Source organism: Bradyrhizobium sp. USDA 3364 (assembly GCF_054056355.1).
The window spans coordinates 4,037,574-4,062,771 of the sequence record NZ_JBSRYG010000002.1 but is presented as its reverse complement, the minus strand read 5'-3'; the positions used below and the strand labels follow the sequence as shown (position 1 = coordinate 4,062,771).

Annotated in this window: 20 protein-coding genes; 12 read left to right on the top strand and 8 right to left on the bottom strand. The window is 64.7% G+C overall.

The annotated features are described in order from the left end of the window. Nucleotides 1-44 precede the first annotated feature (44 nt). The 3 genes from ACVILL_RS19160 to ACVILL_RS19150 all read right to left on the bottom strand — a co-directional run bounded on the left by ACVILL_RS19160 (nucleotide 45) and on the right by ACVILL_RS19150 (nucleotide 4,746). The gene (locus ACVILL_RS19160; RefSeq protein ID WP_456730484.1) at nucleotides 45-1,034 is read right to left on the bottom strand and encodes a tripartite tricarboxylate transporter substrate binding protein; all 990 of its coding nucleotides are present in this window, start codon (nucleotides 1,032-1,034) and stop codon (nucleotides 45-47) included. Between the two features lie 172 nt (nucleotides 1,035-1,206). Beyond that, complete coding sequence (locus ACVILL_RS19155; RefSeq protein WP_456730483.1) at nucleotides 1,207-3,642, bottom strand: Nal1-like putative serine protease; 2,436 nt, start codon at nucleotides 3,640-3,642, stop codon at nucleotides 1,207-1,209. Nucleotides 3,643-3,831: 189 nt separating this feature from the next. Then, nucleotides 3,832-4,746 carry a LysR family transcriptional regulator gene (locus tag ACVILL_RS19150; RefSeq protein ID WP_456730482.1) on the bottom strand — a complete coding sequence of 305 codons (915 nt, stop codon included), beginning with the start codon at nucleotides 4,744-4,746 and terminating at the stop codon, nucleotides 3,832-3,834. A gap of 114 nt (nucleotides 4,747-4,860) precedes the next feature. Between ACVILL_RS19150 and ACVILL_RS19145 the strand changes: the two genes are divergently transcribed. The 5 genes from ACVILL_RS19145 to ACVILL_RS19125 all read left to right on the top strand — a co-directional run bounded on the left by ACVILL_RS19145 (nucleotide 4,861) and on the right by ACVILL_RS19125 (nucleotide 10,042). After that, on the top strand, nucleotides 4,861-5,613 hold the full coding sequence (locus tag ACVILL_RS19145) for an SDR family NAD(P)-dependent oxidoreductase (protein WP_456730481.1): 753 nt from the start codon (nucleotides 4,861-4,863) through the stop codon (nucleotides 5,611-5,613). Between the two features lie 72 nt (nucleotides 5,614-5,685). Next, complete coding sequence (locus tag ACVILL_RS19140) at nucleotides 5,686-6,384, top strand: pirin family protein (protein ID WP_456730480.1); 699 nt, start codon at nucleotides 5,686-5,688, stop codon at nucleotides 6,382-6,384. A 190-nt stretch (nucleotides 6,385-6,574) separates the two neighbouring features. Next, nucleotides 6,575-7,174: an NAD(P)H:quinone oxidoreductase gene (gene wrbA, locus ACVILL_RS19135; protein ID WP_456730479.1), complete on the top strand. Its 600-nt coding sequence runs from the start codon at nucleotides 6,575-6,577 to the stop codon at nucleotides 7,172-7,174. A 242-nt stretch (nucleotides 7,175-7,416) separates the two neighbouring features. Next, complete coding sequence (locus ACVILL_RS19130) at nucleotides 7,417-9,033, top strand: B12-binding domain-containing radical SAM protein (RefSeq protein WP_456730478.1); 1,617 nt, start codon at nucleotides 7,417-7,419, stop codon at nucleotides 9,031-9,033. A 61-nt stretch (nucleotides 9,034-9,094) separates the two neighbouring features. Further along, nucleotides 9,095-10,042, top strand: coding sequence for a DUF5996 family protein (locus ACVILL_RS19125; protein WP_456730477.1), 948 nt, complete (start codon nucleotides 9,095-9,097; stop codon nucleotides 10,040-10,042). On the opposite strand, the gene ACVILL_RS19120 is transcribed toward ACVILL_RS19125, so the two are convergent. After that, nucleotides 10,039-11,229, bottom strand: a complete 1,191-nt coding sequence (locus ACVILL_RS19120) for a GNAT family N-acetyltransferase (RefSeq protein ID WP_456730476.1) — start codon at nucleotides 11,227-11,229, stop codon at nucleotides 10,039-10,041. The genes ACVILL_RS19125 and ACVILL_RS19120 overlap by 4 nt on opposite strands. Before the next feature lie 27 nt (nucleotides 11,230-11,256). Next, the gene (locus tag ACVILL_RS19115) at nucleotides 11,257-12,204 is read right to left on the bottom strand and encodes a cupin-like domain-containing protein (RefSeq protein ID WP_456730475.1); all 948 of its coding nucleotides are present in this window, start codon (nucleotides 12,202-12,204) and stop codon (nucleotides 11,257-11,259) included. 183 nt (nucleotides 12,205-12,387) lie between these two features. Here ACVILL_RS19115 and ACVILL_RS19110 point away from each other — a divergent pair, with 183 nt between their 5' ends. Then, nucleotides 12,388-13,479, top strand: a complete 1,092-nt coding sequence (locus ACVILL_RS19110; protein ID WP_456730474.1) for a hypothetical protein — start codon at nucleotides 12,388-12,390, stop codon at nucleotides 13,477-13,479. A 7-nt stretch (nucleotides 13,480-13,486) separates the two neighbouring features. Here the strand turns inward: ACVILL_RS19110 and ACVILL_RS19105 are convergent, their stop codons facing one another. Continuing rightward, nucleotides 13,487-14,800: an O-antigen ligase family protein gene (locus ACVILL_RS19105; protein ID WP_456730473.1), complete on the bottom strand. Its 1,314-nt coding sequence runs from the start codon at nucleotides 14,798-14,800 to the stop codon at nucleotides 13,487-13,489. Then, nucleotides 14,797-15,792, bottom strand: a complete 996-nt coding sequence (locus ACVILL_RS19100) for a glycosyltransferase family 2 protein (RefSeq protein WP_456730472.1) — start codon at nucleotides 15,790-15,792, stop codon at nucleotides 14,797-14,799. The genes ACVILL_RS19105 and ACVILL_RS19100 overlap by 4 nt, the downstream gene beginning before the upstream one ends. A gap of 404 nt (nucleotides 15,793-16,196) precedes the next feature. Here ACVILL_RS19100 and ACVILL_RS19095 point away from each other — a divergent pair, with 404 nt between their 5' ends. Beyond that, nucleotides 16,197-17,285: a radical SAM/SPASM domain-containing protein gene (locus ACVILL_RS19095; protein WP_456730471.1), complete on the top strand. Its 1,089-nt coding sequence runs from the start codon at nucleotides 16,197-16,199 to the stop codon at nucleotides 17,283-17,285. A gap of 78 nt (nucleotides 17,286-17,363) precedes the next feature. Here the strand turns inward: ACVILL_RS19095 and ACVILL_RS19090 are convergent, their stop codons facing one another. Next, nucleotides 17,364-18,332, bottom strand: a complete 969-nt coding sequence (locus ACVILL_RS19090; RefSeq protein WP_456730470.1) for a glycosyl hydrolase — start codon at nucleotides 18,330-18,332, stop codon at nucleotides 17,364-17,366. 419 nt (nucleotides 18,333-18,751) lie between these two features. Between ACVILL_RS19090 and ACVILL_RS19085 the strand changes: the two genes are divergently transcribed. From ACVILL_RS19085 to ACVILL_RS19065, 5 genes are all read left to right on the top strand, one after another. Further along, the gene (locus tag ACVILL_RS19085; protein WP_456730469.1) at nucleotides 18,752-19,678 is read left to right on the top strand and encodes a DUF6492 family protein; all 927 of its coding nucleotides are present in this window, start codon (nucleotides 18,752-18,754) and stop codon (nucleotides 19,676-19,678) included. Then, a complete protein-coding gene (locus tag ACVILL_RS19080; RefSeq protein ID WP_456730468.1) occupies nucleotides 19,672-21,117 on the top strand; it encodes a lipopolysaccharide biosynthesis protein in 1,446 nt (481 codons plus the stop codon). Before ACVILL_RS19085 ends, ACVILL_RS19080 begins: the two co-directional genes overlap by 7 nt. A gap of 4 nt (nucleotides 21,118-21,121) precedes the next feature. After that, nucleotides 21,122-21,931 carry a class I SAM-dependent methyltransferase gene (locus ACVILL_RS19075; protein WP_456730467.1) on the top strand — a complete coding sequence of 270 codons (810 nt, stop codon included), beginning with the start codon at nucleotides 21,122-21,124 and terminating at the stop codon, nucleotides 21,929-21,931. After that, nucleotides 21,931-22,683: a polysaccharide deacetylase family protein gene (locus ACVILL_RS19070; protein WP_456730466.1), complete on the top strand. Its 753-nt coding sequence runs from the start codon at nucleotides 21,931-21,933 to the stop codon at nucleotides 22,681-22,683. The genes ACVILL_RS19075 and ACVILL_RS19070 overlap by 1 nt, the downstream gene beginning before the upstream one ends. A gap of 153 nt (nucleotides 22,684-22,836) precedes the next feature. Beyond that, the gene (locus ACVILL_RS19065; protein WP_456730465.1) at nucleotides 22,837-25,155 is read left to right on the top strand and encodes an exopolysaccharide transport family protein; all 2,319 of its coding nucleotides are present in this window, start codon (nucleotides 22,837-22,839) and stop codon (nucleotides 25,153-25,155) included. The last annotated feature ends 43 nt before the right edge of the window (nucleotides 25,156-25,198 follow it).

Below are 25,198 nucleotides of genomic sequence, written 5' to 3'. Positions count from 1 at the left end.
TTGCGGACAACTAAATGTGAAGGCGAGGTTCCCTATTCGAGTTTCTATTCGACCTTGCCGATCTTCTTCACCGCCTCGATCAAGCGCGCGCTGTCGTCCGCAACAAATTTTGAAAACTCCGGCGCATCCATGTAGGCGACCGGACTGCCCGCAGTCTCGAAGGTCTTGATCACTTCGGGCGCCTTCACCGCATCGGCCATCGCCGCGCGCAACCGCGTCATGATCGGCGCCGGCAGCGCGGCCTGCGCGAACAAGCCCGCCCAGATGTAGAACTCGACATCCTTGTAGCCGAGTTCCCTGAAGGTCGGCAGATCGGGGAAACTCGCGATCCGCTCGGCGCCCCAATTGGCGAGCACGCGCATCTTGCCGTCATCGACCTGCTGCTTGAGCGTGCCCGGCGCCGATGCCAGCGCTTGCACGGTACCCGAGAGCAGCGCGGTGAGCGCCGGGCCCGCACCGCGGAACGGGATGTGCAGCAGCTTGATTCCGGCGCTCGCCGCGAACATCTCCATCGCGACATGCAGCGTGCCGTAGGGGCCGGACGAGCCGTAGGGGATTTGTCCCGGCCGCTTCTTCGCATCGTCGACGAACTCTTGCAGGGTCTTCCATGGCGCCGAGGCCGGCACCGCAAGCAAAGTCGGGTCGGCGAGCACGCGCGCCACGGGCGCGAACTGCGACACTTCATACGCAACCGGACGATCGAACAGCCGGTCGGCCTCCGGCAGCACCGCGAGCGAGGACAGCGTCATCAGCAGCGTATAGCCGTCGGGCTCGGCGCGCGCGGCCTGCGCATTGCCGATCGATCCACCCGCGCCGCCCGCACGATTGTCGACGATGACGGGCTTGCCGAGGATACGCTCCAGCGCCAGCGCCACCGGCCGCGCCGCGAGATCGGCCTGGCCACCGGCCGGAAACGGCACGATCATCGTGATGTTGCGGGTTGGATAGACGCCTTGCGCAAAGGCGGGGTCGGCGAGCGCAGTGTGTGCAAGCGGTAATGCGGCAGCGGCGCGCAGAAGTTCGCGGCGGTTCATCGAAAGATTCTCCCCAGTCATCTTTTTTGGCGATCGCAGCCGATCGCGATGCCGCGGTCAAAGCCGCAGCTTGGTCGCATGGTGCAGGAACGGAGCGCCGACCTCAAGCGTCCCGCGCGTCGTACCCGATGCGCCTGAGCGACGAGGAAGATCAGGCCGGCCGGATCAGGTGCTAGCGCTTGTGCGCCGCCTTGCGGGTCTTTCCGACGGACCGCTTCTTCGCAGCGCCGCGCTTGGTCGCGGTCTTTTTGCTGGCGGCTGCGCGGCGCACCGGGGCGGCCGCAGCCGGACGCTTGCGCGCCACGGCCTTCTTGCCCGCTTTCCTGGCCGTATGCTTGGCGGCCTTCTTGGCTGCCTTCTTCGCTGCTTGCGGGCGCGAGCGGCGTGTCGTCGTCACGCTCCGGCGCCGTGCACCGCTTCCCCCGACCGGAACGATGTGGTCGTCGGCATCCAGTGTGAGTTGCTGAAGCTGATACGCCGGCAGGAAGCCCGGATCGTTGTAGAGCTTGCTCAGGCTGCCCTGGTCGAACTTGCCGCCCTGCCCGCGATCCTCGCCGCCGCCGGCGCGCCAGGCCGCTTCCCAGACCCGGGCCAGGGTTTTCGCGCCATCCTGCATGCACGCCGCGGTGGCGTCCTTCAGCTTCGACCACATCACGTCGATTTGGCCGCTCCCCATGTGGGAATTGAACAGGTTGACGACCGTCATCGGCGGCAGCCGCTTCACGGTCCGCTGCATCAGCGCGACCACGGCGACCGCGGCATCGCGACCGGTCGGCGTGCCGCCTGGAACGATCTCGGCGACGTCGCCGGTCTTTGCGTCGGGGATCATCTTGATGAGATCCTTGCCGTGCCGGCCGATCATCGTGGTCTCGTACACGCTGTGCACCTTGGCATGCGCCTTGTCGTTCGGGTCGAGGCCGTGATGGAATTGCGAGATGTGCAGCGGTTGGCAGGCATCGCCGATGTAATGCGCGACGATTCCCGCGGCACAGGTGAATTCCAGCTCCTTGTTGGCGGCGGCGTAGCCGACCATCTCGTCGAATATCTGCCAGACCCGGAACGGCAACGCGCCGCGCCGGTCCTCGCCGATCCCGTCGTAATAATCATTCCAGACCTTCGGATCGACGTTGCGCGTCGACTCCGCACAAAGATCCAGCAGCGTCTTGCCGTCCTTGCCGGGCTTGTCCATGTCGGCGAAATGGTTGCTCTCGTCGGTGTGCCGGGTGAAGCGCCAGACCAGGTCGGCGACGTCGGCGAGCGGCGCGAATGCGCCTCGCTGAAATGGCTTGAGGTCGGCAAGGAGCTTGTCGTCGAGGCCGATATTGTCGGAATTGGCGTCCATCATGGTCGCGAGCTTGGGCAGCTTCGAATCGATCAGGCCGGTCGCATAGGCGCCGATCTTCACGTGTCCCCATTCGCCCCAATATTCGGTATGGCCGGCGTTCCAGTCGCCGATCAATTCGACATCGAGTTCGCGGCACAAGGTCGCCATGCAGATGCCGAGCGCGACCTGCATCGGGACCTTGCCGCCTGATCCGAACAATTCCTGGCCGCCCCATTCGAGCGCCAGCGGGCTGAGGATGCGCGCGCCGCCGGCATTCCTCTTCGCATCCGGATCGTCGAGAAACCAGACCGTGCCGGAATCGCCGGGATAGTTGTTGAGCGCCGTGTCGCTGTCGCGCGGGCCGATCACGAAATCGCTGACATATTCCATGCCGCCGACGGTCTTGTAGCGATAGAACAGGCCGATGATCTTGCCCTTCATCAATCCGCTGGTCGCGCCGAAGGCGATCAGCGGCTGGTTGATGATGTCGAGGCGGAAGGTGCCGACATTGAGATCGACGACGTCGCCGACTTGGCCGACGCCGTAGACCTGCGCGGTCCAGCCCTTGACGTCATCGACGCGGATCAGCCCGGCATCGAGATTGGCCACCACGCGCGAGCCGGGCCAGCCCGGATAGACATCGCTGAAGGCGCGCTTGCCGAGTTGCAGCGCGTCGCTGATGCCGAGGCGGCGATCGGTGTTCTTGAAGCCGGCGAAGATCTCGCGACCGGCCGTGCCGACCACGTGACGGTTGGAAAGCGCAAACACCGTCTCGCCGTTGGTCACGAGACAGCCGATCGAGCCACGGTGGATCTTGCCCTGGATCGAGGTCTGCACCGGGAAGCCGCCGCCGACCAGATCGCTCTTGAACACCGGCGGCTCGACGGTGCCGGGGCTGCCCTCGTTGGGATCGACCTTGACGACGCAGGTGGGCACGACGCGGCCGTCAGGCAGATACAGGAACGGGGGAACCAGCTGGTCCTGCTTCTCGGGATTGTTCTTCAATTCGGAGCGCTTCATCCAGTCCCGGACAAACACGAGAATGCACGGCCACGACCAGTCCTTGACCGAGGAGTTGAACAGCGTGCGCGGGCCGAGCGCCTGCGGCTTGGAGTGGTGCCGCCGCTCCGTCGCGTTGCGGTCGTTGTCCCGGATCAGGTAGCGGCCGATCGCCGTGGCGTAGACCGATTGCAGATGGGCCAGATGCACGTGATAGGCCTCGCGGGCATCAAGCAGGTCCTTCACCGACAATGACGTGAAATCATGCTTGGTCAGGTCGATCATCTGATTCCCCCGAGAATGCTTTCGCGGCAACACCGCACCAGGACGCAGCAATAGACGATCGCGCCCACCCACGATCATGGGTTAGTTCACACAAATTATACAATTTAAAAGGGATGACACGAATGTGACACCGCGCGCGACCATCGGCCTCGCCCGCGCGAGGACTTCCATTGCGCTGCGCGCGCCGCCCTATTTCCGCTGACCGCGGCCTTTGGCGAAATGCTTCGCCAGGAAACCCGCCAGCACCTCGACCCGCGCGGGCCGCGGGCCGCCGGGCGGGGTCACGAGATGCACGGCACCCTCGGGCTGCTTCCAGCCTTTCAGGATCACCTCGACCTCGCCGCGCGCGATCGCATCGCCGACGATGAAGTCGGGCAGATCGGCAATGCCGAGACCGGCGAGCAGCGCCGGCATCACCGCCTCGCCATTGTTGACACGGAGTTGGCCGCTGGGACGAACGCTGGCCTGCTCGCCTGCTGCATTGGTGTACTGCCAGACGCCCTGGGTCGAGAGGTAGGCGTAGCCGAAGCATTTGTGCTCGGCGAGGTGCATCGGATGGGTCGGCCGTCCGTAGCGCTTCAGGTAGGACGGCGCGGCCACCGTGTAGCGCGGCATACCGCACAGCCGCCGCGCGATCAGCGAGGAGTCCGGCAGCCGCGCGATGCGCAGGCCGGCATCGAAGCCCTCGCCGATCAGATCGACCGTCGCATCGCTTAAGTGCAGGTCGATCGAAACCTCCGGATAGGCCTCCAAAAATTCCGGCAGCAGCGGCGCGACCGTCGTGACGCCGAAGGTCATGGGCACCGCGAGCCGCACCAGGCCGCGTGGCGTGGTCGATTGCGCCAGCGCCTCGTTCTCGGCGGCCTCGCCGTCGGCGAGCAGCCTTGCTGCGCGCTCCGACAATTTCTGGCCGGCATCGGTCAGCGCCAGGCGGCGGGAGGTGCGGTTGAACAGCCGCGCGCCGAGCCGCTCCTCCAGCCTCGAGACCGCCTTCGACACCGTCGCCTTGGACAGCGAGAGCTCGGTCGCGGCCGCCGCAAACGACCGTAATTCCACGACTTTTGCGAAAATCGCGAGCGCCTCGAAGTCGGGCAGTTTCGACATGGCAGCGGTCCTGATTGCCTGATTTGGAAACAATGAGTTTCGATGGTTTCTATTTCTATACCAAAGCCGGAGGCATATCCAAGAGTCATCAAATTCAATCGATGGAGAAATCCAATGACCAAGAAGCTCTCAGGCAAGGTTGCCCTCGTCACAGGCGGTTCGCGCGGCATTGGTGCCGCCAGCGCCCGTGCACTCGCCGCGGAAGGCGCCGACGTCGCGATAAGCTACGTCGCCTCTCCCGAGAAGGCCGAGGCGGTCGTCGCCGAGTTGAAGGCCGATGGCGTCAACGCCCGCGCCTACAAGGCTGACCAGGCCTCGTCATCCGACGTCGATCAACTGGTGAAGACCGTCGTCAAGGATTTTGGCCGGCTCGACATCCTCGTCAACAATGCCGGCGTCGCAGCCAGCGGTGCGGTCGACGATCCGAAGGCCGACACCGCGACGTTCGCCCGCCAGGAAGCGATCAACATCGACGGCGTGATCGCCGCGATCCGCGCCGCTTCGAAGCTGATGGGTGAAGGCGGCCGCATCGTCACCGTCGGCTCGATGCTGGCCGATCGCGCCTCGTTCCCGGGCCTTGCCGACTACGTCGCCACCAAGGCGGCCGTCGTCGGCTACACCAAGGGCGCGGCGCGCGACCTCGGACCGCGCGGCATCACCGTGAACGTGGTGCAGCCCGGCTCGATCGACACCGATATGAACCCGAAGGACGGCGGCGCATTTGCCGAGACGCAACGGCTGCAACACGCGCTGCAGCGCTTCGGCCGCCCGGAGGAAGTCGCGGCCGGCGTGTTGTTCCTGGCGAGCCCGGAAGCCTCGTTCGTGACCGGCACCGTGCTCAGCGTCGACGGCGGCTTCAACGCCTGATCGCAAATTCTCTGGAGACGCCGGGCGTGAGCGCCCGGCTCCTCCGCCACATCGACACCAAGGGGAATGACCATGATCGAACTGAAACCATTCGCAAAGCTTGGCGGCGCCGACCACGGCTGGCTGAAGGCCAAGCACCACTTCTCATTCGCGAGCTACTACGATCCCGACAATGTCAGCCACGGCGCGCTGCGGGTGTGGAATGACGACGAGATCGCGCCGAATTCCGGCTTCCCGGCGCATCCGCACGCCAACATGGAGATCATCACCTATGTTCGCGAAGGCGCAATCACCCACCAGGACTCGCTCGGCAACAAGGGACGCACCGAGGCCGGTGACGTGCAGGTGATGAGCGCCGGCAGCGGCATCCGTCACTCCGAGTACAATCTGGAGCCGGCGAAGACCAAGATCTTCCAGATCTGGATCGAGCCGACGACGAAGGGCGGCCACCCGACCTGGGGCTCGAAGCCGTTCCCGAAGGCCGACCGCTCCGGCAAGCTCGTCACCATCGCCTCGGGGATCGCGGGCGACGACGATGCGCTGCCGATCCGCGCCGATGCGCGGGTGCTCGCCACCACGCTGAAGGCCGGCGAGAGTGCGGAATACGCCGCCGACAAGGCCCGTCACCTCTATCTGGTGCCGGCGGCCGGCAGCGTCGAGGTCAACGGCGTGCGCGTCAATGCGCGCGACGGCGCCGCGATCCGCGACGAGGCCAGGCTGAAGATCACCGCGCTCGAGGATGCCGAGCTCGTGCTGGTCGACGCGGCGTAACCTCGAACTCCATCACTTGTCATGCCCGGGCATAGCCGTCCGAAGGACGGCGTCGCTTCCGCTCGCCTTTGCCCGGGCATCCATCCAGCTTCGCAAGACCTCTTCGAAGTCGATGGATTGCCGGGTCAAGCCCGGCAATGACAGCCCCGCTCAACTTCAACCCGTCTGGAACACTGCAAAGGAGGCCATCATGGCCAAGGTTCTCGTTCTCTATTACTCCGCCTACGGACACATCGAAGCGATGGCGAATGCCGTCGCGGAAGGAGCGCGCGAAGCCGGCGCCACCGTCGACATCAAGCGCGTGCCCGAGCTGGTGCCGGCTGAAATCGCGAAGGCTTCGTATTACAAGCTCGACCAGGCCGCGCCGGTCGCCAAGATCGACGATCTCGCGAACTACGACGCTGTTATCGTCGGCACCGGCACCCGCTTCGGCCGCATGGCCTCGCAGATGGCCAACTTCCTCGACCAGGCCGGCGGCCTCTGGGCACGGGGCGCGCTGAACGGCAAGGTCGGCGGCGCATTCACCTCGAGCGCGACCCAGCATGGCGGCCAGGAGACCACGCTGTTCTCGATCATCACCAACCTGCTGCATTTCGGCATGACGGTGGTCGGCCTGAATTACGGCTTTGCCGGCCAGATGAAGCTCGACGAGGTCACCGGCGGCGCGCCCTATGGCGCCACCACGATCACCGGCGGCGACGGCAGCCGCCAGCCCAGCGAGAACGAGCTCGCCGGCGCCCGCTACCAGGGCCGCGTGGTCGCGGAGACTGCCAGGAAGCTGCACGGCTGATGCGATAGGGGCGGCAATCTCGTTCGCGATGGCCGCCCCTACTTAAGTCGCGATGCTGTTCCCGAACAGCGGCGCGCAAGCGGCTCGGACGCCAAGAGAGCGCCAGAAGAACGCCAAGAAAGGCCGATAATCGACGCAATGGGCTCTATGCCCAAGATCGGGTGACAATTGGTCGCGAATCGAGCCTTGAGCCGTGGCAAGCCGCGTGTCATCGTGCCCCTCAATATCCAGGACGGAGCCACATGACGGTTACCTGTCGCGTCCTAATGATCTATCCGAAGTTCGTTCAGGACTCCTTCTGGAACTATACGGAAGCTTGTGAACTCGTCGGCGCGAAGTATCCGGCGGCGCCGCTCGGACTGATCACTGTCGCCGCGATGCTGCCACAGCATTGGGACATTCGCCTCGTTAACCGTAACACCGAGCCTTTGACGGACGCCGATCTCGACTCGGCCGATCTCGTCATGATCGGCGGCATGCTCAACCAGCAGCCCGATTTTCTCCACCTGATCGATCTCGTTCACCAGCACGGTAAGCCTGTATGTGTCGGCGGACCTGACGTCTCCTCCAGCCCGCATCTTTACGCTGACGCCGACTTCCAGGTGATCGGTGAGGCCGAGCAGATCATCCAGCAATTTGTCGCCGCCTGGGAAAGCGGCGAGCGCAAGGGCGTGTTCGTCGCCGAGAAATTCAAGATCGACGTCACCCTAAGCCCGATGCCCCGCTATGACCTGATCAAGTTCGACCACTATCTCTTCATCGGCGTGCAATATTCGCGCGGCTGCCCGTTCACCTGCGAGTTCTGCGACATTATCGAGCTGTACGGTCGTGTGCCGCGCACCAAGACCCCCGATCAGATTCTCGCTGAGTTGCAAGCACTCTACGATCACGGTTATCGCGGGCATGTCGACTTCGTCGACGACAATTTCATCGGCAACAAGAAAAACCTCCGCATCCTGCTGCCGCAGCTCAAAGCCTGGCTAGAAGAGCGAGACTATCCGTTCGAGTTCTCGACGGAGGCCTCGATCAATATCGCTGACGACAGCGAGCTGTTGCAGGCGATGAAGGACGCGAACTTCTTCGGGATTTTCGTCGGCATTGAGAGCCCGGATCCGGAAACCCTCGTGCAGATGAAGAAGAAGCAGAACACCCGGCGCAACATCGCCGAATGCGTTCACAAGATCTATGGCTACGGCATGTTCGTCACCGCGGGTTTCATCGTCGGGTTCGATACCGAGAAAGCCTCGATGGGGCACGCGATGATCGACTTCATCGAGGAGGCGAGCATTCCGGTCTGCATGGTTGGACTGCTCTATGCGCTGCCCGGCACACAGCTGACGCGGCGTCTGGCGAAGGAAGGCCGCCTGCACGAAGGCCATGATCTCATGAAGGTCGAACAGGCGGGCGACCAATGCACGCTCGGCTGCAATTTCGACACCATACGTCCGCTTCGTGACATCCTTGAGGACTACAAGGCCGTGCTCGGGCACGTGTTCAGCCCGACGGCCTATGCAGGACGGCTGTCACGGCTCGCCGCCATGCTCGACCGGTCCGACCGGCGCCGCGACCTGCCGGATGGCGACATGCGCAAGAGGCTTGGCGGCATCGAGGGCGTACACAAGATCATCCGTGCCCTGCCGGAGGTTCGCGAACCGTTCTGGAAGACCTTCGTCGAGGTCGCCAAGTCCAATCCAGGCGCGCTGCGTTACATCGTGATGTTGATGGCGCTGTACATGCATTTCGGGCCATTCTCGAAACACGTGATCGGGGAAATCGACCGTCGGATTGCCGCGCTCGACGATATGCCGCCGGTGAGGGCCATGGAGCTTGTGCCGCGAACTCACCTGGATGCGGTTTGACCGCAAAGCGCGTTGGTGCGCTTGGTCGATAAGAGCACGTCCCGTAGCCCAGAGGTTTGCCATGAATATCCCTGCGAAGACCCGCTGGCCGGAACTGCCGACCGCGGCGTGGCGCGACAGCTCTGCCACGCTCCAGCTCTTCACCCAGATCGCCGGCAAGATCCGGCTGGCGAAGTCGCCCTGGCTCAATCACTCCTGGCACGTCACGCTCTATGTCACGGCGCGGGGGCTGACGACCTCGCCGATCCCCGACGGCGACCGCACGTTCCAGATCGACTTCGATTTCATCGATCACCTGCTCCGCATCTCGACCAGCGACGGCGCCGAGCGGCAATTCGCGCTGGCCGGTCAATCGGTCGCGAGCTTCTACGCGGCGGTCACGAGCAATCTGAAGGACCTCGGGGTCGACGTCGCGATCGACGAGATACCGAACGAAGTCGCCGACCCGATCCCGTTTTCGCAAGATACCCAGCATGCCGCGTACGACGCGGATGCCGTGCGCCGGTTTCACCAGATCCTTGTGAACTGCGATCGCGTGTTCAAGCAATTCCGGACCGGCTTTCTCGGCAAGGCGAGCCCTGTGCATTTTTTCTGGGGCAGCTTTGATCTCGCGGTGACGCGCTTTTCCGGCAGAACGGCACCGCGGCATCCCGGCGGCGTGCCGCATTTGCCTGACGCTGTGGCGCACGAGGCCTATTCACACGAGGTCAGCAGCGCCGGCTTCTGGCCGGGCGGCGGCGCAATCGATTATCCCGCATTCTATTCCTACGCCTATCCGGAGCCCGCGGGCTATCGCAGTGCGCCGGTGCGACCCGATGCGGCGTTCTTCAGCGAGGCACTCGGCGAATTCATCCTGCCCTACGACGCGGTGCGGACGGCGGCAGACCCGGACAAGGCGTTGCTCGAATTCCTGCAATCGAGTTATGAGGCAGCGGCGATCAACGCGAACTGGGACCGTGCTGCGCTGGAATGCACACCGGGGCAGCCGGGCGTGGTCAGAGCGCTCTAGTCCTCCTCGCGCGACGGCGTCGACTTGCCGAGCGCCTGCTTCAGCCGCGCGGAGACTTTTGGATAGTGACGCAACGCCAGCACGGCGCGGTCACGCAGTGCGTGAGGCTGACCGCGCCAGCTCAAGGCGGCGCCGAGATCGACCAGCGGCGTGCGCTGCGGCCCAAACCGCCGCTTGTAGCTGTAATTGCCGATCGAGAACTCGAACTCCCGCACCCCGTCCTTGTGCAGCGCTGCGATGGTGCGATCGATGATCAGCCGGCCCGGAGAGCACGCCGACCATTTCTCGCCCGCGTTGCTGATGCGGATCATGATGTAGCGCGAGCCGGTGCGAATGCCGAGCAGCGTCGCCACCACCTCGTTGCTGGTGGTCAGCGCGGTCACGACTGCATAGCCGCGATCGGTGCCTTCGCGCACGAGGTCGCGATAGAAGGCGGTGCAGTCCGCATCGTCGAGCGCATAGTTGAGCCCGAGACCGAGCAAGCGGTCCCCCTGCTGCGTCTCCGTGACCGAGAGCAGATCCAGCGCCTCGCCGGTATCGGCGGCGATCTTGAAGGCCGCGGACGGTTCACGCGTGAACACGCGCCAGCTGCGTCCCAATTCCTTGCGAACCTTGCGGTCCAGCTCGTAACGCCAGGCATTGTGATCATCACCGATGGTCAAGAGATTGCCATTGACGATCGACGGCCCGACGCCGTCCAGCAGCGCCAGCGGATTGGCGCGGCCCGCAAGCTTGAGCGGCATCTTGCGAAAGCGAATGAGATCGGCGCCGCCATGCCACTGGCGCAGCGCGGCCCGCAGGTCGCGCCAGAACTGCCATGCCGCGACGTCGTCGCGTGGCGCAGCCGGGCCGAGCAGCGGCGCGTTGAAGTCGGTGAGGTTGAGGTCGGCGAATTCGATGATGCCGAGGCCGTCTTGCCGGTTGCAGATCAACGGCAACAGCGCAGCCCGCTCGCCAGTCGCGGCATCGCTGACGAGAGCGATGAGCGGCGCGACACCGTCGGTCGCCGCGAACGCCCGGTACCAGGACGCATACCATTGCGGATGCTGGAACGCGGTGAGCGGCTCGAATGCGCCCCAGCGGGCGGCGGCCTGCGCCCAATCGGAAACCAGCTCGACGCGATAGCCTGCCGCGTAGGAAGCGGCCCGCGTCCCGAATTTCTCAACCGCCGTCGTCAACACTGTCATTTCCAGCACCTGTGAGCGTAAGCTCGCTTACGCCGCTTCCAACGCCACCTTGGGCAGATCGACGATCTTGCCGAGATCGCTCTCGTCGAGACGGAAGTCGATCGCGCGGCGCACCGCGCGCTCGCGCTTCACCCATTTGCCGTCGCGCAACAGCTTCTGCATCACCTGCTTGGCGAAGAAGACCGGGCCGCGGATGCTGCGGCTGCGCGGCGTGTAGCCGAAGCGATGGCGCAGCATGCCGTTGGCGAGATGCAGGATCTGGGCGCGGCGAATCTCGTCGTTCACATAGGAGATCGTCATCGAGATGTTGACGGTATCGAGGTTCTCGACGCGATGCGGCGCATTGAGCGGCCAGTTCAGCATCTGGCCCGGTTCGAGATCGATCACCTGCGCATGCCAGTCGTACCAGGGCTCGTAGGGGATATCGACCTCGACGTCGAACAGCGCGATGTTCTCCAGATGCTCGGGCCGGATGAACGGCTGCGTGTTGGGATAGATGTAGACCCGCTTGCGGCCGGCGATCTGCACCAGGCCCTGCCCCGGCAGATCAGCGTGGTAATAGACCTGCGCGTCGGGCGACGAGATCAGGATGCCGGCCTGATGGCTTGGCGCGTCGAAGCCCGGAACCTTGGCCGCGATCTCGCCGAACATCCGCTCGATCATGTCGCGGTAGCGGCGATCGATCGCGGTGACGTTGCGCAGGTTCAGCCACAGGCCGCCGCGCGAGATCGCCTCGATCACCTGATGGCCGCGCAGCCTGCCGATCTCGCCCTCGCGCCAGACCCGGCTCGATCCCTTGGCGCCGGTCTTGACCAGGCTGTAGTGCTCGCGCGGATAATGCTCGATCAGCTTCGCGAGATCGTCCATCGAGAACGCCGGCTGCTGGTGCATGGTGTGCTCGAGCCGGATCGGCTGATGGCTCCAGAGCTTGGAATGATTGTCATCCCAATTCGCGAAAATCCTGCCTGTCGTCATGGTCGCGCTCCTGGCTGCTGCGCCGTTTCGCTTCATCCGATGTCCCGTTCCGGGACGAGCGGGCAGCTCTTGCGCAGGGATTGGCAAGATCGATGCCGTCGCGTATGCGCGCGGGGTTACCCAAAGCTAATGTCTCGCGGCTATGGCTAGCCGCGAAATTCCGGAACTGGTCGCCTGAGCTCGATGAGCGAAAAACCCCGATATCGCGCGCTGTTTCTCGGCGCCGGGCCGCAGATGCACTGCGGCGTCGGGCAGTTCACCCGTCTGCTGCAGGAGACGATCGAGAAGATCGAGCCCGGCGCTAGCACGGCGTTAACCCTGACGCAGAGCGACGGCACGATCGGTGAGGTCTGGCGCGCGGTCGGTGCTGCCGGCAGCGTTGTCTGCAACTTCCCGATCGTGGCCTGGAAGCGCGTGATCGCCCGCCCGCTCCTCGCGCTTCTCTTCGCCCGGCTGCGGGGTCGCAAGGTTGTCCTGATTCAGCACGAATGGGCCGGCCTCAACGGCATCCGCCGGCTGACCTACATCCCGGCGCTGTGGCTCGCCAACACCATCGTGATGTTCTCGCCGCTGGTGCGCCGCGAGCTCGCCGACGATCCGGTCATGCGCGGCATGGTGCGGAAATGCGTGCTGGCACCGCTGCCTCCGAACATCGCGGCGCCCGCCGGCTTCGCCGACTCGATGCTGCTGCAACGGCTCGTCAGCGCACGCGGCAACGGCCAGCTCATCGTCGGGCATTTCGGCTCGATCTATCCCGGAAAGCAGCCGAACGGGCTGCTTGAGATCGGCACGATCCTGAAGCAGCGGGGCCTGCGGCCCCTGATCGTCTATGTCGGCTCGTTCATTCGCGGCACTGACAACATCGAGCAGAAGTTCTATGCCCGCGTCGCCGAGCTCGGGTTGAAGGGCGAGGCGATCGTCTCCGGCTATGTCGCTTCCGATCACGAGGTGTTCGGCCTGCTCGGCGAGATCGACGTGTTCTGCTACTCGCTCGACGAGGGCCTGACCGCCCGTCGCTCGAGCATCCTGGCCTGCGTGCAGTCCGGCCGGCCGCTGATCGTCACCGGCCCGGCGCTACCCGACGAGTTCGACCACCATCCGCGGTTCAAGGAACTGATCGACCGCGGCGCCATCCTGCTGGTGCCGCGCGACGCCGACAGCGCCGCCTATGCCGACCGGATCGTCACCGCGCTGAAGCGGCCGACCGTGCCTTTGCCGTTCGATTTCGACGGCTGGTGGACGGATGTTGCGAACGCGGTCCGCGCCCAACTGTAGGATTGGTTCAGGCCCGCATCCGGAACCGGGCGAGGTAATGCAGCCCGAACACCGCGATCAGGAACGTGACCCAGATCGTGTCCGCGCGATCCAGGAAGAAGCTCTCCATCGACGACAGATAGAGGCCGAACAGCCAGATGCGCAGGAACAGCAGCGTCAACGGCATATCGTTGCCGCCACGATCCGCCGCCTGGAAGTCGCGCAACGGCTTGATGACGACAGCGGCGATCAGCAGCACGAGGCCCGGCAGGCCGGTACCTAGCGCGGTGTCGAGATAGCCGTTGTGGCTGTGCGAGGCGTAACCCGCCCACTCCTTGCCTTCCTGCAAATTCTGGATCGCGTTGGTGCCCCAGAAGGATTCGAAGCCGTAGCCGGTCCATAGCCGCTGGTGCAGCGATTCGAGCGCGAAGGCCCAGATATCGGCGCGGCCGGTGAACGAGGTGTCGATCGGCATCTTGTCGGCGATCGCCGCCAGCGTGTCGCTCATGACCGTGCCGACACTGAACAGATTGAGCAGCACGAGCGGCGTCAGCAACAGCAGTGCGCGGCCCCAGGTCGAGCGGATCACCGGCATCAACGACGTCAGCATCAGCACGGCGACGCACAGCACGATCGCGCTCTTGCCGGCGGTGAACAACAGGAACACCGCGGCAAGCCCGGTCACGGCGATGCCCGACAGCCAGCCGCCTGCCCGCATCAGATAGATGCCGAGGAAGATCAGCATCGCCATCATCGCGGCGGCGACGTTCTTGTGGCCGAACGCGCCGCGCCAATTGCCGGCAAGCGCCGGCTCCTGCGGATCGGTCGCCTGGTGGATCGACAGATGCGGCGCCAGGAAGACGCCGAGATAGCACGTCACAAGCAGGACCAGCGCGGCAATGCTGAACCAGCGCATCAATTCGCCCTGCGATCTCGGCAGCAGCAGCAGCGTCGCCATCACCACGATGACGAACACCGAGAGCGCGAGACGCCGCAGCGAGGTGGCCGGATCGAACGACAGCACGACGGTGATGCAGATCCAGCCCGCGAACAGCAGGAACGCCGGCGTCAGCAGCGATTTCAGCGCCGGCAGATTGTCGCGCAGGGTCAACGCCAGCATCGCGACCATCAGGACGCCGAACAGTCCGTAGAGAAATGCCTCGCGGCCGGAGGTCACCTCGCCGACGTAGAAGCCGCTGAGATCCTCGAACGGATGCAACGAGATCCAGACCAATAGCAGGATGCCGATGAAGAATACGCAGCGCACGAGATCCATCACCGGCCGGCGCGCGATCTCGGCGATCAGCGCCCGGCTCTCCGCGGTGACGGACAAATCGCTCACGAGGTGATCTTGGAGGCCGCGTAGGGCTGCGGCTCGATACCGAGCACCGCCAGCGCGCTGCCGACGGCGACCACCATCGGATGCATCGCGATCACGGCCTGATGTTCGCGCAGCACGATGCGCGCGAAGCGATACAGCGAGAACGGCACCAGGCCGAACATCTTGGCCTTGACCGCCGCGCGCGACCACATGGTCTGCGCCGCCTTGCGCTCGATGTGATAATTGATCGCGCCGATCCGCAAGCCGCGCCGCACGATCCAGCCGAGTTTGGTGCGGGTCGAGGGAACGGTCTCGCTGATCGCGGCCTCCGTCACCCAGAAGAAGCGAAAGCCGGCGCGGCGCGCCCGCGCGAAGAAATCGTGGTCGCCACCGCCGAGGAAATTGAACCGCAGGTCGAAGGCGGGCTGCCCGAGCCGCTCGAACACCGCGCGCCGGATCAGGCAGTTGCCGCAGCCATAGATCACCGGGACCGGACCACTGGCATGATAGGCCGGCGCGAAGGCCGGATGGCGCGTGAGCCCGCCCTTGTGCTTGTCATCGAAGTCAGGCCACACAGGCCCGCCGATGATGTCGGCGCCGGAGCTCTCGGCCGCCTGCACCATCCGCTCCAGCCAATCCGGCGAGGCGACCTCGTCGTCGTCGATCATCAGGAAGTTCCGGGCGTTCGGGAATGCCTCGAGCGCGATCTCGAACGCCGCGTTGATGGCCTGGCAGTTGCCTTGCCTCGGTTCGACGATGCAGACGCCGTGGAGCCTGCCCGAATTGAGAAACTGGGCCGCGACCGGCGCGCTCTCGCAGTGCGCGGCGTCGTTCTCGACCACCACGACCGCGAAGCCGCGCTCCGTGCGTTGCGCCGCGATCGACTCCAGGGTCAGCCGCAAATGTTTCGGCCGGCGGAAGCTCGGAATGCAGATGACGGTCTCAATGGAGCAATCCAGCGCGGGTGAGGTCGTGACCCAGGCGCGGTCAGCTACAGCAAGCTCGGTCGACATCTCCATGCCCTCCTGGCAATCGCGATCCGCACGACGCATCATCCCGGCACGGATCGGAATGGGACATGACCGTCCCAAAGTGACCGACACAGGCGGCAATACGGACGCGGAGCGAACGTTACGGCGACCTCATGGCAAAATCCGCTCCAGACGGAAGACGCGTTAGCGCGACTTCGTCGCAAGGTTAATTTGAAGTCTAATGAAGCAATTCTGCTGGAATGGAGCGCCTCGTCGCGGCGCGGCGTCACGATCGACACCACGGCGTTTGCTGATCATTAGGGTTAAGAGCGCGCACGCACGCGTGTCGGGTGTTTAGCGCTTTAACTGGCATCCAATTTGCTGATCGACCCATAAGAGATGCGTCGACCCGATCGCAGCACCACAAAAACCGTCTGAGGTTCACCTTGAAAGCGCTCGACCTCGTCTCGCTCGGCACCAAACATGTTCGCAACGCCCTCTCTGAAGAGCTCTACCTGCGTACCGGACGCGACGTCACGCGCCCGGCTGCGATCTTCGCGGAGGTGGTCGAACGCTGCAATTACAAGTGCCGCTACTGCGACTACTGGCGCCGTCCGAACTACCGCGACGAGATGTCGATCGACGAATGGCAGCGCGCGCTCGCGAGCCTGAAGGAATTCATCGGCGCCTATCATGTCGAGTTTGCCGGCGGCGAGCCCTACATCAAGAAGGGCTTTCTCGACCTGCTGCGATTCTGCCGCGACAACGACATCCATTGGGGCGTCACCACCAATGGCGGCGCCTACCTCAACAAGAAGATCGTGGCGCAGACCGTTGAGGCGCGGCCGTTCAACATCAACATCTCGATCGACTCCACCGACCCGACGATCCACAATTACTCGCGCGGGGTCGAGAACTCGCTGACCGACATCGTGCAGGGCATCCGCAACGTCGCCGAGCAGCGGCGCGCCGAGGGCCTGGACTTTCCGATCATCATCAAGCCGGTCGTGCACAAGCTCAACTTCCGCCGCCTGCCCGAAATGGTCGACTGGATCCAGGAGATCGGCGCCACCGCGCTGAGCTTCCAGCCGGTCGAGCAGGGCACGCAGGAGGTCGAGGACGAGCTGTGGATCGGCGAGAGTGAGCTGGACGATCTCGTCAAGGTCCGTGACGAGCTGTTGCGGTTGAAGCGCGCGGGCGCGCCGATCCTCAACGGCGAAGCCGTGCTGCGGGCCTGGCCGAACCATTTCCGCCGCGAGAAGGCGCCGAAGGAAGTGATGCCCTGCCGCGTCGGCATGCGGAACTACTTCATCCGCTCCGACGGCCGCCTCGAAGTGTGCTGGTTCTTCAAACCGATCGGCAACGTGCGCACCCAGACCGCGCGCGAGATCTGGTACAGCGAGGAGGCACAGACCCGCCGCAAGGAGACCATCGCCTGCGACAAGCTCTGCCTGTTCACCTGCCTTGCGCAGCGCACGTTGCAGGACAAGCTGAAAATGGGCCTGACGCTGCTGACCAACACCAAGGCCGCCTGACGCAGCAACGAGAAACACCAAGGCCCGGTCAGTCAGAGGACGGACCGGGCTTTTGCTTGCGCGGAGGAATGCTGCGGGTCAGCCCGCGAACAATTTGCGGAACAGGCTGGCGGATTGTGGAAACTGGCCGTTGTCGATCTGCGTCGGCCACAGGCCGTCGACATCGAAATAAGCCGCATAGGCGATCGCGGCCTGGTTCGCCGCGAACCAGTCGTGCATCTGCTGCACGAAAAAGGCATTGTCGCCGGACTGGCCGACGCCCCATTCCGGATAGCTCATCAGCTTGCCGTGGCTCAACGCGAACGCGCGCTGCCATTCGAGACCGAACGGCGCCTTGAGATACGAATTGGTCCAGCGTTCGGCCGCGCTGCCCTCCGATTTGAAGTCGTAGACGTCGAGGCCGATGGTATCGACGACGTCATCGCCGGGATAGGCGGCGTCGGCCGGCATGTCCTGAGGCCCCCAGCCCGGACACCAGTCGAACTTGAAGGTGCCGGAGCGCGCGCGAAAGATCGCGACCACACGGCGGAACGCCCCGATGTAGTTGTCCACGTGCCCTTTGGCGAACCAGCCCATGTTCGAGATGTTCATCTCCCAGCCTAGGCGGATGATCGCCCTCGGATGCGCTTCTCCGATCGCGCGCGCGGCCGCTTCGAATTCGGCATCATGCAGGCCGCCTGCGACATCGGCGAGCGGCGTACCGGTGATGGTGAGCGGCACCGACCACACCACATTGCGCGCCGGATTGAGCTTCTTCCAGAGCCCGGGCACCCAGTCCAGCTTGTGAAAGTCGTCCCAGCTGTTCTGACCGTAGAAGTCGACGCCAAGCACCGATGAGCGCGGCCGGTTGAGCCATTTCTCCCATGCCTGAAGCACGTGCTCGCGGCCGGTCTCGCCCCAGTTCACGAAGGCGCCGGCGAACCGCGCCGAGTTGGCGCCGAGCTGTGAACGGATTGGCGGCGCGGCCCGCGCTGTCGAAAATCCACTCAAGGCGAGAGCGGCGAATGCGAGGGCGCCACGCCGCGTGATTCCACGGTCAATCGGCATTGTGCACTCCAGCGAACCTGCCCGCGGCGCGCGTGCCAAAAGCGCACAGCGCCGACAGCACTTGTGTCTCGAAATGGACTGATCGTGCGGCCCACCGTTCGGCCGCGCCACTTACCTGTCGGAAATGCCACCAAAACTGCATTCGCACTCACCCGCGCCGACCGCGTCGGCAATCGCGCCACGAACACTGCAATATCCGGGCAAGATCGCGATCCGGCGTCAAAATCGCCCAGCTAGGCGATCCCTACCGATCCGTTAACCGCCACAACGCGTCGTCATTTACCAATGATTAACCATCACCGCCGCGGATAGGGTCATCAAAATTCTCCGGCACCGATCTTGCTGAACTGAGCTTCAGGGCAAGTCCGGCGGTCAACGATGTTCCGCCCTGAAACGGTGTCGCCGGAGAAAGTTACAAGATGAACCCTGTCGCGTTATTGACCCCGACCTACGGGCGCGATCTGGAAATCTGCACGTTGCTGTGTGAGAGCGTGGATCGCCACGTCACGTCCTTCTCCATGCACTATCTGCTGGTGCCGGATTGCGACCTGTCGCTGTTCGCGCCGCTCGCCAGCGAGCGCCGCATCATCATTCCGGCCTCCTCCTTCCTGCCCGACTGGCTGCGGCCGCTGCCGCGCATGATCCAGCGCAAGCGCCGCCAGTTCTGGTGGTCGCTGCGCGCCAAGCCGGTCAACGGCTGGCACGTGCAGCAGATCCTGAAGATCGCGGCGACGATCGTGCTGCCCTATGAGCGGTTCTGCATCCTGGATTCCGACATCGTGTTCTTCCGCGATTTCGATCTGGCGCGCTTCCAGTATCCGAACACGATCCCGCTGCTGAAGATGGTGGACGCCGTCACCGCCGACCAGCCGCGCCACTCGCGCTGGCTCGAGACCAGCCACCAGCTGATCGGCCTGCCGACGCCGCCGTTCCCGGCGCCTGATTTCATCGGGCACATCATCTTCTGGGACAAGCAGACCACGAGCGCGCTCGCCGCGCGCATCGAGACGGTCACCGGCATGAGCTGGATCGAGGCGCTGTGCCGGACCCGCGAATTCTCCGAATATCTGCTGTACGGCTTCTTCGTCGAGAACGACGAGGCATCCGCGCTGCGTCACTCCATTGTACCGAAGACGCAATGCGTCAGCTATTGGGATGACCCGACCCTGAGCAAGGACGAACTCACCCGGCTGCTGCTGCGCGCCAACAAGGACGACGTCGCGTTCTCGATCGCGTCCTTCTCCGGCACGCCGGTCGCGACCATTCGCGAGGTCGTGGCCGAGAGCGACGCCATCCTGGCGTCGTCGGCGGCGGCACAGCCTGCGGAGCTTGCCGCATCATGCTGATCGGACAGGCCAGCATCAACCTGACCGCCAACGTCCTTTCGGCGTTGCTCGGGCTCGCGAGCGTGTTCATCTTCACGCGGCTGTTCGCGCCGCACGACTACGGCGTCTACCTGCTGGGCACGGGCTTCGCGTCCGTCGTTTCGGTCTTTCTGGTCGGCTGGTTTCGCAACCTGATCCTCAGCGGCCATGGCCGCGATGACGGCACCGATGTCCGCGGCCTGGTGGCAGCGGGCTATCTGATTCTTTGTCTCACCGCGCCGATCGCCTATCTGCTGGCCCGTCTCGTCGGCCTCGAAGCAACCGCCGCATTGGCCGCCGTCGCGCTCGCCATTGCGATCGGCCTGTTCGAGCTGACGCAGGATCTGTTGCGTGCGCGGCTGAAGGCACTCTCGGTGATGCGGGCAACGCTGGTTCGCGCCGGCGCCCTGCTCGGCCTCGGCGTGGCCGTCGCCCTGGTCGGCCCGACCGGCGTCCTGCTGTTGCTCGCGGCCGCCTCGGCCTATCTCGTCGCCGTGCTCGTGCAGTCGCGCGCGTGGCACGGCACCATCATCAATTTCGGCCGCGCCGAGCTGTGGTCGCTCGCCCGCGCCGGCCTGCCGCTGACCCTGTCGCTGACGCTGCTTGCGATCTCGAGCGTGACCGACCGCTTCATGATCGCGAACCTGGTCGGCACGGCCGATGCCGGCAAATATGTCGCGGCGCTCGATCTGGTGCGCCAGACCCTGATGATGCCGGCGATGAGCATGGCAGCGGCCTTCTTTCCGATGGCCGTGCAGATCCAGGCCCGGCATGGCAACGCCGCGGGCGCCATCAGGACTCATCTGGCCGATTGTCTGGAATTGCTTGCCGGCGTCACACTGCCGGCTTGTCTCGGCTTTGCCTTGATCGCGCCGCACGTCGCCAACATCATCCTCGGCACAGACTTCCGCGCGCTCGCAAGCGAGATCATGCCGATCATCGCGGCCGCCGTGCTGTTCCAGGTGCTGACGCAGCAATATCTGCATGCGAGCTTCCTGCTGTCGGGACGCAACTCCTTCTATCTGATCAACACCGCCTCGATCATCGCAGCCAACGTGATCCTGTCCTACGTACTGGTCGGCTTCTACGGCACGATCGGCGCGGCCTGGGCGCGCCTCGGCGCCGACATCACCGGCTTCGCCTGCGGCATGATTCTGAGCCGCTTCGCCTTCCAGATTCCAATCCCGCTCGGCCGCCTCGCTTTGATCGTGATCGCCGCGCTGGCGATGGCGCTCACCGTCGGCGCGCTGGATCGCGTCCTGCAACTTTCCGATCTGCCCGCCAGCATCGTGCTGGTCGGCGCAGGGTTCACCGTCTACGCCGCGCTGTGCTGGCTGCTCGACATTGCGCATCTGCGCCGCCGGCTGAAGCGGGGTCTTCTCATGTTCCGCACCAGATTCGCAAACAGCAACGTTGGATGAGCCGATGCCCAAGTCCCTTGCGCTCGCTACGCGTCCCGCCCCGATCGCCGAGCTCTCGATGCCTATCCCTGCTGAAATTCATCCGGACTCCCTGCTCGCCTTGCCCCCCGGCGAGGCCAAGCAGAGCCTGCTCACGGTGCACAGCATCCTCGAAGCCCGGCTGCCGGCCGGACCGCTCGCGATCTACGAGGCCGGCGGCGGCTCGACCAGCTATCTGCCGCTCGGCGTGCTGCGCCGTGCGCATGTCACCGTCGTCGATATCGACCCCGACCAGATCCGCAACAACAGCTATGCGCAGGAAGCCATCCTCGGCGACATCCAGACCTATCGCCCGCCGCAGCGCTTCGACCTGATCATCTGCTACAACGTCATCGAGCACATTCCTGATGTGGACGCCGTGCTGCGCGGATTCTGCGAGGCGCTGAAGCCGAACGGGCTGCTGCTGATCGGCGCGCCGAACCCGAAATCGCTGTCGGGCATCGTCACGAAGTATTCCCCGCACTGGTTCCACGTCTGGTTCTACCGCCACGTGCGCGGCGAAAAGAACGCGGGGCTGCCCGGCGAGGCGCCGTTCCCGACGCATTTCCATCCGCTGGTGACCCTCGACAAGCTCGAGGCATTCGTGGCCGGCCGCGGACTGCAGGTCATCTACCGCAAGAAATACGAGAGCCCGCGCTATCCCGAGATGCGCCGGCGCAAGCCGATGCTCGCCGCGATCATCGACGCGGCAGCGAAGGCGATGAACACAGTGTTGCCGGGCAAGATCGACGTCCGTCACGGCGACTATCACGTGATCTTGCGAAAGCTCGGATAATGAACGCGTTGTGGTCGGAAGCGCGAGTCAAGGTCAGCCACCGGCTGGCGATGCATGTGCAGGTCGAGCGTTTCCACCTGAACAATGCCACGCCGATGGTGACCTTCACCTTTGACGATCTGCCGAAGAGCGCGGCGACGTTCGGCGCCGACATTCTCGAATCCTACGGCGCCCGCGGCACGTTCTACGTCTCGGGCGGGCTGGTCGGGCTCGACGCGCCCGACTGGGTCACCGGAAACTCCGACGACGTCGTCTCGCTGCATCGCCGCGGCCACGAGGTCGGCTGCCACACCTTCTCGCACCGCCGCGCCTGCGACCTCGACGAGACATCGCTCGCCGCGGAGATCGCGCGCAACCGCACCTATTTCCATTCACTCGACCCGACCATGCCGGTCGAGACCTTCGCCTATCCGTTCGGCTACGGCTCCTACGCACGGAAGCACCAGTTGAAGTCCGAATTCCGCACCTGTCGCAGCATCGTGCCGGGCGTGAACAACGGCGAGGTCGACCTGCAATTCCTGCGCGCCATGCCGCTGATCGACCGCCAGATGTCCCGCGAGCGGCTCGATGCGGCCTTCACCGAGGCGGCAAACGTGAACGGCTGGTTAATTTTCTACAGCCACGACGTCGCCGATGAGCCGAGCCTCTATGGCTGCACGCCCGACCTGATGACCTACGCGCTGGAAGCGGCGGCGCGGCGCAATGTGCCAGTGTTGACGATGGCGGAGGCGTTCCGATGCGCCCGCGCTTAAACGCTTTGTTTGCCTTTCTGGTGAATAGTCGGCGAATGAGTATGGTTAATTTTTCGTGTTGCGTTTTTTCCGCGTCGTCTCGTGCGCGTTGCGTGGCCCGAAAGATAGCTTCTCAGCCGATGCGTGCGGCCATTCAGACGGAAGCTGGGGTCGATGCTTAGCTATGACCAGCCGATAGACCGGGCCAAACCGGAGCCGCGCCGGGCCGCAGGTCCGGCCGGCTTCAACGTGTTCGAGCTGATCCGGCTGGTGTGGGAGCGCAAGGTCGCGATCCTGTCGGCCGCCCTGCTCTGCGCCTGCATCGCGGTTGCGATCGGCAAGAGCCTGACACCGAAATATACCGCGGGCGCCCAGCTCTATGTCGATCCGCGCGAGCTGCAACTGGTCGAGCGCGAGCTGACCCCGCGCGCCCAGGACGTCTCCGGCCTCTCGATGGTGGTCGAGAGCCAGTCGCGCCTGATCACGTCGAACAATGTGCTGCTGCAGGTGATCCGAGACACCAATCTCGTGAAAGATCCCGAGTTCGGTGCCGGCGCCGGGAGCCGTGGCCTGCTCGGATCGCTGCTCGGCCTGTTCGGCATCGAGCCGAAGACAACCGTGGAGCAGCAACAGCAGATCGAGATGAACACGCTCGACACGCTGAACCGCCACATCAACGTCAAGAAGACCGATCGCACCTTCATCGTCGACATCGACGTGTGGTCGCACGACCCGGTCAAGGCCGCGATGCTCGCCAACGCGATCGCCAAGGCCTATCTCACCGAGTCCAAGCAGTCGCAAGCCGAGGCCGCGCGGCGCGCCACCCGCGACCTGTCCGGCCGGCTGAAGGAGCTGCAGCAGCGCCTGCGCAACGCCGAAGAAGCACTCGCGACCTACAAGGCACAGAACAATTTCGTCGGTTCGCAGGACAATCTGCTGACCGACCAGCAGCTCTCCACCGGCAACCAGCGGCTGGCCGCGGCACGCGCTCAGACGCTCGATGCCCAGGCGAGCTACGACCAGATCGAAGCCACCCGGCGCGGCGCGACCGACCCGGGCGCGATCCCCGAAGCGGTGCAGTCGCCGACCATCGCCGCCCTGCGCACGCAATATGCCGATGCGAAGAAGAAGCAGGCGGAAATGCAGGGCGAGCTGGGGCCACGTCATCCGGATCTGCGCAAGATGGAGCAGCAGGTCGAGGACCTGCGCCGCACCATCAAGGAAGAGATCGATCGTGTTGCGCTGGCCGCCAAGAACAATCTGACCCGGGCACGCGACTATGAAGCGTCGCTCACCAAGGCACTGGATGCCCAGAAGCACCAGAGCGTCCAGATGAGCCAGGCGTCGGTTCGTCTGCGCGAGCTGGAGCGCGAGGTCGAGGCAAGCCGCGAGGTCTATCAATCCTTCCTCAAGCGCTCGCGCGAGACCGAGGAGCAGGAGAGCCTCAACACCTCGAGCGCGCGCGTGATCGGCGATGCCACGATCCCGCAGCAGCGCACCTTCCCGCCGGCGATGAGCCTGCTCGCGATGATCGGCTTCATGTTCGGCGGCTTCGCCGCCGCGGCCTGGATCGTTGCCGCGAGCCAGCTGGCGCCCGGCGCCGATCCGGTCCGGCCGAAAATCCAGCCGAAGCAGGACGCCGCCTCGGAACGGCAGCCCGTCATCGCCAAGGCAAAGCCGCCGGCGCAGGCACCGCCTGCGGTGCAGCCAGCCGCCACCATCATCGACAAGCCCGTGATCGAGAAGCCGCTGATCGCCGAGTTGCAGGAATCCGACGTCATGCGCACGCTTGGCGGAATCCTGACCGGCGACGGTCCCGCCGATGTCACGCGGTTCGGCTGGCCGACGCTGCGGACCAGCTCGGCGCTGGGGCCGTTCTCCAACACTATACGACAGATCCATGCGGCGCTGGCGACAGCAGCCGCGCCGAACACCGTCCCCGTGCTGGTCGTGATCGGCACCGCCGACGACCCCGATCGCAGCATGGTCGCGCTCAACATCGCGCTCGTCGCCGCGCGCGACGGCGCCCGCGTCCTGCTGATCGATGCAGATGCGACTGTCCACGCCCTGACCGACAGGGTCGGACATCCCGTCCAGAGCAAGCCGAGCCGCCTCGACTGGCTCACCATCGGCAGCAAGGCATCCCGCGCCATCAACACCGCAAACGGCATCGCTATCCTGCCGGCGATCAAGGACAATCCCGCCAAGGCCAGCGAGGCGATCCGGAAGGCGATCGCGCAGGCGCGCTCGGCCGGCGGCCATGACCTGGTGATCCTCGACGGGCCGCCGATGCGGTGGGGTGTCGATGAACGGCGGCTGTTCGACATGGCCGACGGGCTGATCGCGGCGCTGCCGGTGGATCGCGACATCAACGCGTCGATGGAAGACATCATCACGGCGCTCGGCGGGACCGAACGCAAGCTTGCCGGTGTCGTTCTCAACGAGTTGCTGTCCGGCATCGCAAGTCAGCAACACGACAAGCAGTACGCCTGAACGACGCGTTCGCCGCGCCGCTCTATGTCCCACTCCTGCGATC

What these genes read in the sequence shown, in the direction of transcription:
- ACVILL_RS19125 (WP_456730477.1), top strand. Translation starts at nt 9,095, where the DNA reads ATGAATATCCCTGCGAAGACCCGCTGGCCGGAACTGCCGACCGCGGCG.
- ACVILL_RS19160 (WP_456730484.1), bottom strand. Translation starts at nt 1,034, where the DNA reads ATGAACCGCCGCGAACTTCTGCGCGCCGCTGCCGCATTACCGCTTGCA.
- ACVILL_RS19150 (WP_456730482.1), bottom strand. Translation starts at nt 4,746, where the DNA reads ATGTCGAAACTGCCCGACTTCGAGGCGCTCGCGATTTTCGCAAAAGTC.
- ACVILL_RS19110 (WP_456730474.1), top strand. Translation starts at nt 12,388, where the DNA reads ATGAGCGAAAAACCCCGATATCGCGCGCTGTTTCTCGGCGCCGGGCCG.
- ACVILL_RS19145 (WP_456730481.1), top strand. Translation starts at nt 4,861, where the DNA reads ATGACCAAGAAGCTCTCAGGCAAGGTTGCCCTCGTCACAGGCGGTTCG.
- ACVILL_RS19140 (WP_456730480.1), top strand. Translation starts at nt 5,686, where the DNA reads ATGATCGAACTGAAACCATTCGCAAAGCTTGGCGGCGCCGACCACGGC.
- ACVILL_RS19075 (WP_456730467.1), top strand. Translation starts at nt 21,122, where the DNA reads ATGCCCAAGTCCCTTGCGCTCGCTACGCGTCCCGCCCCGATCGCCGAG.
- ACVILL_RS19115 (WP_456730475.1), bottom strand. Translation starts at nt 12,204, where the DNA reads ATGACGACAGGCAGGATTTTCGCGAATTGGGATGACAATCATTCCAAG.
- ACVILL_RS19070 (WP_456730466.1), top strand. Translation starts at nt 21,931, where the DNA reads ATGAACGCGTTGTGGTCGGAAGCGCGAGTCAAGGTCAGCCACCGGCTG.
- ACVILL_RS19100 (WP_456730472.1), bottom strand. Translation starts at nt 15,792, where the DNA reads ATGTCGACCGAGCTTGCTGTAGCTGACCGCGCCTGGGTCACGACCTCA.
- ACVILL_RS19085 (WP_456730469.1), top strand. Translation starts at nt 18,752, where the DNA reads ATGAACCCTGTCGCGTTATTGACCCCGACCTACGGGCGCGATCTGGAA.
- ACVILL_RS19090 (WP_456730470.1), bottom strand. Translation starts at nt 18,332, where the DNA reads ATGCCGATTGACCGTGGAATCACGCGGCGTGGCGCCCTCGCATTCGCC.
- wrbA (WP_456730479.1), top strand. Translation starts at nt 6,575, where the DNA reads ATGGCCAAGGTTCTCGTTCTCTATTACTCCGCCTACGGACACATCGAA.
- ACVILL_RS19065 (WP_456730465.1), top strand. Translation starts at nt 22,837, where the DNA reads ATGCTTAGCTATGACCAGCCGATAGACCGGGCCAAACCGGAGCCGCGC.
- ACVILL_RS19120 (WP_456730476.1), bottom strand. Translation starts at nt 11,229, where the DNA reads ATGACAGTGTTGACGACGGCGGTTGAGAAATTCGGGACGCGGGCCGCT.
- ACVILL_RS19155 (WP_456730483.1), bottom strand. Translation starts at nt 3,642, where the DNA reads ATGATCGACCTGACCAAGCATGATTTCACGTCATTGTCGGTGAAGGAC.
- ACVILL_RS19080 (WP_456730468.1), top strand. Translation starts at nt 19,672, where the DNA reads ATGCTGATCGGACAGGCCAGCATCAACCTGACCGCCAACGTCCTTTCG.
- ACVILL_RS19130 (WP_456730478.1), top strand. Translation starts at nt 7,417, where the DNA reads ATGACGGTTACCTGTCGCGTCCTAATGATCTATCCGAAGTTCGTTCAG.